At 35.4% G+C, this 8,633-nt stretch carries 4 protein-coding genes and 2 pseudogenes; 3 read left to right on the top strand and 3 right to left on the bottom strand.

Features of this window, described 5'->3' with window-relative positions:
• Positions 1 to 133 precede the first annotated feature (133 nt).
• The 3 genes and pseudogenes from A5883_RS12140 to A5883_RS12130 all read left to right on the top strand — a co-directional run bounded on the left by A5883_RS12140 (position 134) and on the right by A5883_RS12130 (position 5,723).
• Positions 134 to 4,306: a family 16 glycosylhydrolase gene (locus A5883_RS12140; RefSeq protein WP_217809242.1), complete on the top strand. Its 4,173-nt coding sequence runs from the start codon at positions 134 to 136 to the stop codon at positions 4,304 to 4,306.
• Positions 4,307 to 4,728: 422 nt separating this feature from the next.
• A pseudogene (locus A5883_RS12135) lies at positions 4,729 to 5,136 on the top strand (diacylglycerol/lipid kinase family protein); the annotation flags it as partial.
• Between the two features lie 383 nt (positions 5,137 to 5,519).
• A complete protein-coding gene (locus A5883_RS12130) occupies positions 5,520 to 5,723 on the top strand; it encodes a hypothetical protein (protein ID WP_086338675.1) in 204 nt (67 codons plus the stop codon).
• Positions 5,724 to 5,909: 186 nt separating this feature from the next.
• Here the strand turns inward: A5883_RS12130 and A5883_RS19735 are convergent.
• The 3 genes and pseudogenes from A5883_RS19735 to A5883_RS12115 form a co-directional block, all read right to left on the bottom strand.
• Positions 5,910 to 6,266, bottom strand: a pseudogene (locus tag A5883_RS19735) (transposase); the annotation flags it as partial.
• Between the two features lie 345 nt (positions 6,267 to 6,611).
• On the bottom strand, positions 6,612 to 7,388 hold the full coding sequence (locus A5883_RS12120) for a sulfite exporter TauE/SafE family protein (RefSeq protein ID WP_086338674.1): 777 nt from the start codon (positions 7,386 to 7,388) through the stop codon (positions 6,612 to 6,614).
• Complete coding sequence (locus tag A5883_RS12115) at positions 7,385 to 8,494, bottom strand: radical SAM/SPASM domain-containing protein (protein ID WP_086338673.1); 1,110 nt, start codon at positions 8,492 to 8,494, stop codon at positions 7,385 to 7,387. The genes A5883_RS12120 and A5883_RS12115 overlap by 4 nt, the downstream gene beginning before the upstream one ends.
• Positions 8,495 to 8,633: the final 139 nt, after the last annotated feature.

Raw genomic sequence — 8,633 nt, 5'->3', positions numbered from 1 at the left:
AGAGCCAACAACAGTAAGTGATGGTACAACAGTAGAGAATAGGTCAGAAACATTAAACGGAGTTGCATCTACAGAAGTCGAAGAGCCATCAACAGTAAGTGAAGAAGTAACCGCAGAAAAGGCAAATAGTAAATTGAATCGTGCAGCAGATGGTGATTTTGAAGGAAGTATTGTTTCCAATAAATCAAAATGGACGATGAAGCCTTGGGGGGTCTCTACTATTGTAACTGAGGGAAATAATACGTTTGGAAAAATTAATGGTGAAACAAAAGATGAATATGTTTTGCAGAAAATACCAACAACACCAGGGAAAAAATATGTAGTTACAGCTGATTTGAAAGTAGTTGCTCGAAATGCTACACCTACGGGAGCATATTTTACTGCAAAGGAATTCACAGAAAATAAACAACAAGGGAAAGTATACAACCAACTATATTTAGATCAAACGCTAAAAGATTGGACGAAACAAACATTTGAATTTACTGCAGAAGGAGCAGAAACACTTGTTGGTATTGTTAAGTGGAATCCCGATGATCCGACTATTAATACCGAAAAAACAGAAATCAGTATTGACAATTTAGTTGTTGTGGAGAAATCAGAAAGTAATTATGAAATTATTTGGCAAGAAGATTTTGATAAGTCAGAATTAGATAAAGATACTTGGAGTTACATGCCGGGTACTGTGGGACGAAGTGAACAACAAAATTATACTACAAGTAAGAATAACGTTAATGTTGAAAATGGAAATTTAGTTTTGTCAGTCACTAAACGTGAAAAAGAAGAAAGCAATCCAAGAAAACCTAATGGTAGAACTATTAAGTATGATTCAGGTTTTATTAACACATCTGGTAAGAAGGACTTTTTATATGGTCGCATTGAAATGAAGGCTAAGCTACCTAAAGGTAAAGGGGCATTCCCCGCATTTTGGTTAATGGGAACATCCTATGGTTGGCCTGGTGGCGGAGAAATAGATATTATGGAATTAATCGGGGCTCCGACTACAGAAAGAGCTGAGAATGGTGAAACAGATCCAACAGACAATGCAAGACAAAGTAATCAAATTATTTATGGAACTCCTCATTTTTACTATATCAATGGCGATGTAGATAAAGATGGTAGTTATGATCCGGATGAGTTGGGCGGTAATGCTAAGATAGAAGATGATTTTTGGAATGAATACCATATTTTTGGGATTGATTGGTCTCCAGAAAGGATTGATTGGTATCTTGACGGGGTTATTTATAATTCTATGAATCTTGTTGGAGATGAAAGATTAGAAGCTGCCGCTAGAAGTATCAATCGTCCACAAATCTTAAAATTAAATCTAGCAACAGGTGGTGATTGGGCTGGCGATGCAGGTGATTATTTAGCTGATGACAATACTTCTATGACTGTTGATTGGATTCGCTGGTCACAAAATGAAGAGCAAAAGAAGGCTGCAGAAGCTTGGTATGCTGATGCTCCAAAACTTACAGGTGTAACAGACATTGTAATTAAAGAAGGAACAAATTATGATGTTTTGTCTAATGTACAAGTAGATAGAGACGATTATGTGGTTAATGCGAGCATAGATGATGAATATATGTATACTGACACTGGAGAGTTAAAACTAGTGAACACTATTGATAAAAATGATATTTCTAATCTTAAACCAGGCATTTACAATGTTCATTATAGCGTTGTTCCCAAAAATAAAAAATTAAATAATGATGGATTAGCTACAGGGGATATATATAAAACACTTTTGAAAACTGCCTCACTAATTGTTCTTCCTGAATCAGGTCTTTCAGGTCAATCAGGAGCTAAGTTATCTACAATTAAGCTTCCAGAAGGTTGGGCTTGGGAGGATGATCAGTTAATAATAGGAGAGCAAGAGTTTTATAAAGTAAAATTTAGCACAAGCGAAGATTCACGCGTGATTTTTGTAAATGTTCCTGTTTCTGTAACCAATCAAGGAGACGAATCTACTATTGGGTATCTAAATAAAGTAGTGAATGGTAAATTTGAGAACGATTACGTTTCATCTAAACGAGAGTGGGAATTTAAAGAAGGCGGAAATTCGATTGTTCAATTGGATCCTAAGACAGGAAACTCTGTAGGAATGATTACTACTAATTCGACTGATGAATACGTTTTACAAAAAATACCAACAACTCCTGGCAAAAAATATGTACTGGAAGCAGATGTTTTAGCTGATTCCTCTACCACTTTAGACGGAGTTTATCTAACTGTTAAGGAAGTTAATAATGGAAAACAAGGGAAAGTTATTAAACAGTTACAGTCTTCTGATTTTGCTAAAGGTAAAAAAGAAAGATACAGAATTGAATTTGTTGCTGAATCTAATGAAACTTATGTAGGAATTGTAAAATGGTCTGAAGCAAGAAATCAAGATATACAAAATAGCTCGATTTGTTTAGATAATGTTTCAGTTAAAGAGTTAGAAACGTATAATTTAGTATGGGAAGATCAATTTAAGGCTGAAGAACTAGATCAAACTATATGGGGATATGAGTTAGGAAATATTCGAGGAAATGAACAGCAACATTATAGTAGTAGTAAAGATAATGTTGCTATTGAAGATGGTAACTTAGTTTTAAAAGTTACAGATCGTCCTAAAGAAGATCAATATAAAAATACGACCCGATGGAAAGATAATGCTAGATTAGTAAAATATAATTCTGGAAGTGTTCGAACTCAAGGGAAACAAGAATTATTATATGGTAGAATTGAAGCTAAAATTAAGTTGCCAAAAGGTAAAGGAGTTTTCCCTGCTTTTTGGACGTTAGGTTCTGATTTCCATATGGATGGTCGAATTAATCCTAAACAGGGTTATGATTGGCCTTCAGTAGGTGAAATAGATATTATGGAATTAATTGGAGCTCCAACAGACGAACGGTTAGCTGAAGGGGAAAAAGGTGGAACAAGTAATAGTAATAAAAATGCAGTAGGTACACCACACTTTTATTATGCAAATACAAAGGATGGTGATAGGGACGGAAGTTATGGCTATTACGATGAAGATGGTCAATACATTGCTTCAAGTCTGGGTGGTAATTTGAAGATAACAGAAGATTTTTATGATAAGTATCATGTTTTTGGGATCAATTGGACGCCAGATAAGATTGAATGGTATGTGGATGGTGTTGTCTATAACACACTCAATTTTAGTGATCCTACAAATTCAGCTAATGATAAACGATTAAAAGCTGCAGCAGCAAGTTTGAATCGGCCACAATATATCCAATTTAATTTAGCAACTGGGGGTAACTGGGCTGGAGATGCTGGAGATTATTTAGCCAAGGATGGTACTGAATTAAAAGTGGACTGGGTTAGATGGTTGCAAACAGATGAACAAAAGATTGCAATGGAAAAGTATTATGGAGATGCACCAAAATTGTATGGTGTTGAAAATATTACTATTCTATCTGGAAGTGACGTAGATTTATTGCAAAATGTTTCGACAGATAAGAATGGTTATGTCGTTGATTTTTCTATTGATAATGAATTCATGTTTGAAAACACAGGAGCTGTAGGTGGTAGAAATGAAGTTACGACACTGGTTAAAGATAAAAATGATATTGATGCTTTGAAGCGTTTAGAACCAGGAGTATACAATCTTCATTATACTGCATTACCTGATGGTCAAAATTTAAATGGGTGGGTTACTCCTAGTTATAAACTCGCAAGAAAAACTGTTTTTCTTACTGTATTACCAAAAGAAGGATTAAGTGGAGCTGTTGGAGATAAATTATCTAGTGTTTCGTTGCCAGATGGTTGGAATTGGAACGACGGAGACTTGACTATTGACTCTGATACATCTACATCTTATGCAGCTACATTTAAACAGAAAGTTAATTCTGGCGTTAGTGACGGAAGAGAAAGAAAAATATTTATTTCAATCCCTTCAAAATTTATTAAGTTGGATGATTCTAGTAAGCCTCAACCATCTATTAAGGAAGATTCATCATTAGAACCAGAAGAAGATGATTCGGACGATGTTTTATGGGAAAATACTGGTGTGAAAAAAGAGGATTTGAATTCTCGGGCAAATCGAGGGGAGTTAGATGTCTCTAAAAAAGGAAATGAAATATTAGATAGTCATAGTGCTCGTATTAACGATATCAATATTTCCAAAGGAGAATCTAACATTAAATCAACTTCTACAGAGCATATTAAGAAAGATTCTCATAATAAAGTTTTACCTAAAACCGGAGAAAGCAATTTTTATTTCTCAGGAATTTTAGGATCGATTCTTATAGCTTTAAGTGGTATGGGATTAGCAATAAGAAAGAAAAATACTAAGTAACGAGTATATAAAGCATATTTAACAACACTAAAAAATGTTAAGGAGTTTGGTTGTGAGTATATTACCAAATTCCTTAACTCTTCAGTGGATAATAAACAATGATTCATCATTTTGAAAATGAAATGTAAACCGGTTAAGTAACATATAATCCTACTTTTATCAAATAGGATTAATAGATCGAGAACATAATATCAGAGCTAGATCTACTTATTAAGAAGTGAAAATAACAATCAGATTACTTATGTAAAAATTGATACGCACTGATGAATACAAATGAAACAAGCTTTATTAATTGTTAATTCTAGTTCTGGTGGAGAAAAAGCTAAAGAATTAGCAGAAAAGAAATTAAACATTTTTTTGATCAATTAATCGTAAAAGAAACAGAAAAACAAGGTGATGCTAAACAGTTTGCTTATGAAGCAGCAAAAAAACTGACGAATACACAATCTTATTAGTTCCAATTAACTTTAGACGGAAAAGAACAATCCATAGGAAGTAGCACCAATAGAATTGGATTAACCAATTCTATTGGTGGTTTTGAATCTCTTTTACCAGAAGCAGAAGTCAATGATGGAAAATTCCATTTGATTTATATCAAAGATAGCTCGTTATGGGAAACGATTAAAGCTGTACCAGACTTGTTAAAGGGAGTAGATAATTCAACGGATAATTTAGCTTATCTAACATTTTCCGAAGGGGAAATAACAGTTGAAAATGAGGAACAACTAGCAACTAATGTTGATGGAGATGAGGGAGATTCTTTACCCGTTTATTTAAAAATATTGCCTCAATATTTATTGGTTTATCGAGGAACTTTTGAACAAAAATAATTTTTTAGTAAACCTAAATTTTTAGTCAGTTTATTTGTAGCGGGTGTGTTAAGTTTGGTTTCCTTTTTACCAACTGATAAAGTAGCAGTTTCCTCTAGATATTATTCGCCTTTCAGTAGTATTAGCGATAATATTGAGTGTAAAAAAGCCCTCCCTTACAACAAAAAGAATATGCAATCTGTTATTTGTCGAGTAAGTTAAAGCACAAAATAAATACTTTTTGCGCGAACAAAAAGACCGCTATTTCCAAAACGCGTCTAAAATGCGTTCTAACCTTTTGAATTTTTTAGACCTAAAACAAAATGATTTTAAACGGCTCTAAGACGGCAGAGTTGTGAATAAAAACTATTCTCGTTCAATTTACACTCAGGAGAAAGGAAAAAATGAGAGAGATGGATTATTTAGCCGAAATGATGGATTTGGTGGAAGCAAAGCAAATTACTTGTTTTGAAGATTTTTTACGTGCTAGCAAGTACAAACGATCTTGGAAACCAGTTTTAGCAAACAAAAGTTATCGTTCCGCTATTCAATCGTTTATCGACTATCAAGCAAGAAAGCAGGCAGAAGCTTTGAAAGAAAAAGGATAAGCATGGCATACTCAAAGTGTGAAATGTGAAAAGTTTATTGCATAATAGCTCGAGAAATCAGCTGGGTTTGTCAACTAAACTGTGGAAGTTAAATAGTTAAGAGTTTTTAACAACCATAATTCTCTTGGCTGTATTTGAAATCAGATAAATTTTGATTGGATACGTAGTTGAATAAACCTACCGTTGTTATGGAAGGTAAATCGGTATACTTTTCAATTCTAGAGGAGAAGGTCTCGTTGTTCATTAACTGATTAAGCACCATAACTCAATTTTGAATTCGACCACCTGACCACTTCCCATGTAATTCTTTCGTGTGTAAATAAAGTAGTTTTAGGAGTGTATTCTCATTAGGGAACGCTCCTTTTTTGTGACTTTCTGAAGATGGAGTGAACCCACACTTTCAACTGCATTGGTAGTGTACATAATTTTTCGAATGGCACTATCATAATCAAATAGTTGTTCAACATGTGCAAAGTTCCGTTTCCAGGCATCTACAGCATCAGAATCATGAGCCCCCCGATTTTGAAAACTGTCAAAAGCAGTATTATAAGTTTTATCAGTTGAAAAAAAAGATTTTACTCTATATAACAGTATAGAGTGCATTAATCTTAGAAGAGTATTAGGCGAGAGAAAGACTTCTCCAAGCTTTTCTCTCGCCTAATACTCTTTCACTTTTTATGCCAACATGTTTTATTTTTTGAGCATGTTTAGTCGGAATATGGTAGTATTTTTATGTAAATTCTCTTTTACGGATTAAAATTTAAGTCCTTTTACTCAGAATCGAGTAGGAGGGTAGTTATTTAATCTTGTTAATTAGGGCTCCAAAATTAGTTGTATTTTTAGTTTTACATAATCTTTTTTTAACTAAATATTAATTAATGATATGAGCTATAGTAACTTATATCCATTATAAAGATTGATGATGAGCACCAAAAGGATGACTAGCTGGAAGATCAGTGTCACTTTTTGCGGCGAGAGGACAGTGCTGACTTTTGCCCCAAGTAAACCACCAACAATCGCGGCTGGAATCACAAACCACAAAATCTTTAAGTCATAGAGGCTAAATCCAGTGATCCCAGCGATTGTCACGATTTTCGCCAATTGAGAGAAAAAAATCGTACAAATCGAATAGACTGTCGCTTCTTTGATTGGCAAAGCAAACATCAGCATCAGCAAAGAAACATTGATCGGTCCGCCGCCGATTCCTAGAAGACTGGCTAGAAAACCAAGGACTAAACCACAGAAGCAATACCAGAAGTTATTTTTCAGTTGGAATCCGGGCCAGTCATATTTGGTATAAAAGAAAGCAAACAACAACGTCACGACGGTCAAAAAGATCTGCACCATCTGTACTTGGTCTTCATTCTGGAAAAACAGCAACAGCTGATCAAAAGCGACATTGCCCAAGATACCGCCTAAGATGGCTCCTCCTGAAACCCAAAGGACGATTTGCCAATTGATCTTATGTCCGCTAGCCAACTGTCTTGCGGTAGAAACCAGCGACATGGTAAAGACGGCTACGGCAGAATAAAATGAGATGGCCGCAACAGAATGGGCGCCGATAAAATCAAAAATGGGTTTGATCAGAACGCCGCCCCCCATGCCTGAAACGGCACCAACCGTATTCGCCAACACGATCACTATAAAATAAATGAACCCAATCACACACTTCCCCCCTGTAACAAACCTAAAATCCGATCGATCTGCGGCACAAACTCTTGCAACAGTTGTTGATAGCCGCAGTAGTTTCCATCCACATAGATGGCATCTTTCATCCGTTTACAGCCGCCACGACACATTTTTTGAAACGGACAATTCAGACATTTCTTTGATATTTCGGGGCGTTCACACACAAACTTTTTTGTAATGTCCTGTTCAAATAACTGACGCAAGGTCTGTTCTTGAATATACCCCATGAGATACTCATCTAGCACATAAAAATCACAAGGATAAACACTGCCATCTGCTTCAATGACATATTGTACCTGACAGTTTCCTAAGATCCCGCAGGCAGTGACTTGTCGCTTGATCAATAGATTCAAAAGATCATCAAAAAGCTTGATACTTATATAATGCCCCTCCGCTAATTCTTGCAGCCATAACTGCAAAAGCTGATGGTAAAATCCTGCAAAACGTTTTGGTGTGAGGGCATAACTATTTCTTTTTTTCGCATCTAAATCATCTAAACAAGGAATAAACTGGACAAAAGTAATTTTTTGTTCTTTTAGAAAGCGAAAGACTTTCTTGGCTTCTTTAGCCAATGGATTGGTCAGGACACAAAGTACATTATAATCAATCTCAAAGTGGTCAAACAGCTGCTTTGTTTTCAGCACCCGCTGAAAAGTTCCTCTTCCTTGCGGATCAACCCGATTCAAATCATGATAAAGTGGATGGCCATCGATGGACAGGCCCACTAAAAAATCATGTTCTTTCAAAAAAGCACACCATTTTTCATTGATCATGGTCCCGTTCGTTTGAATCGCATAATGGACCTGTACCTGCTTTTGCTGTTGATCCACTAGTTGGGTCACTTTTCGAAAATAATTGAGGCCCGCCATCGTTGGCTCTCCACCTTGAAATGCTAATGTCAATTGATCACCGTCTTCTAAGTCTGCATAAATATTTTCGATCATTTTCTCTGTCACTTCTTCTTTCATTTTGCCAAATGAGCGGACTTCCCGCAAGGAACTAACATTGGCATAAAAGCAGTAGCTGCAGCGAAGATTGCAGAGGGAAGATGTGGGTTTGATCAATACTGAAATATGTTTCATGATAAGAACTCCAATTCTAAAAAAATATATTGACAATTGACAAAAATTGCTACAACGAACAAAGTAGAACCAGATAAGTAACGGTTAATTATTTGATAGGAGTTGAATTTTATAGAAATTCCATTTCTTATAACTTTCG

Source organism: Enterococcus sp. 5B3_DIV0040 (genome assembly GCF_002140755.1).
In the GTDB taxonomy this organism is placed as follows: Bacteria; Bacillota; Bacilli; order Lactobacillales; family Enterococcaceae; genus Enterococcus_D; species Enterococcus_D casseliflavus.
The sequence above is the reverse complement of the archived record's forward strand: the minus strand, read 5'-3'. Positions and strand labels throughout refer to the sequence as shown.

What these genes read in the sequence shown, in the direction of transcription:
- A5883_RS12115 (WP_086338673.1), bottom strand. Translation starts at nt 8,494, where the DNA reads ATGAAACATATTTCAGTATTGATCAAACCCACATCTTCCCTCTGCAAT.
- A5883_RS12130 (WP_086338675.1), top strand. Translation starts at nt 5,520, where the DNA reads ATGAGAGAGATGGATTATTTAGCCGAAATGATGGATTTGGTGGAAGCA.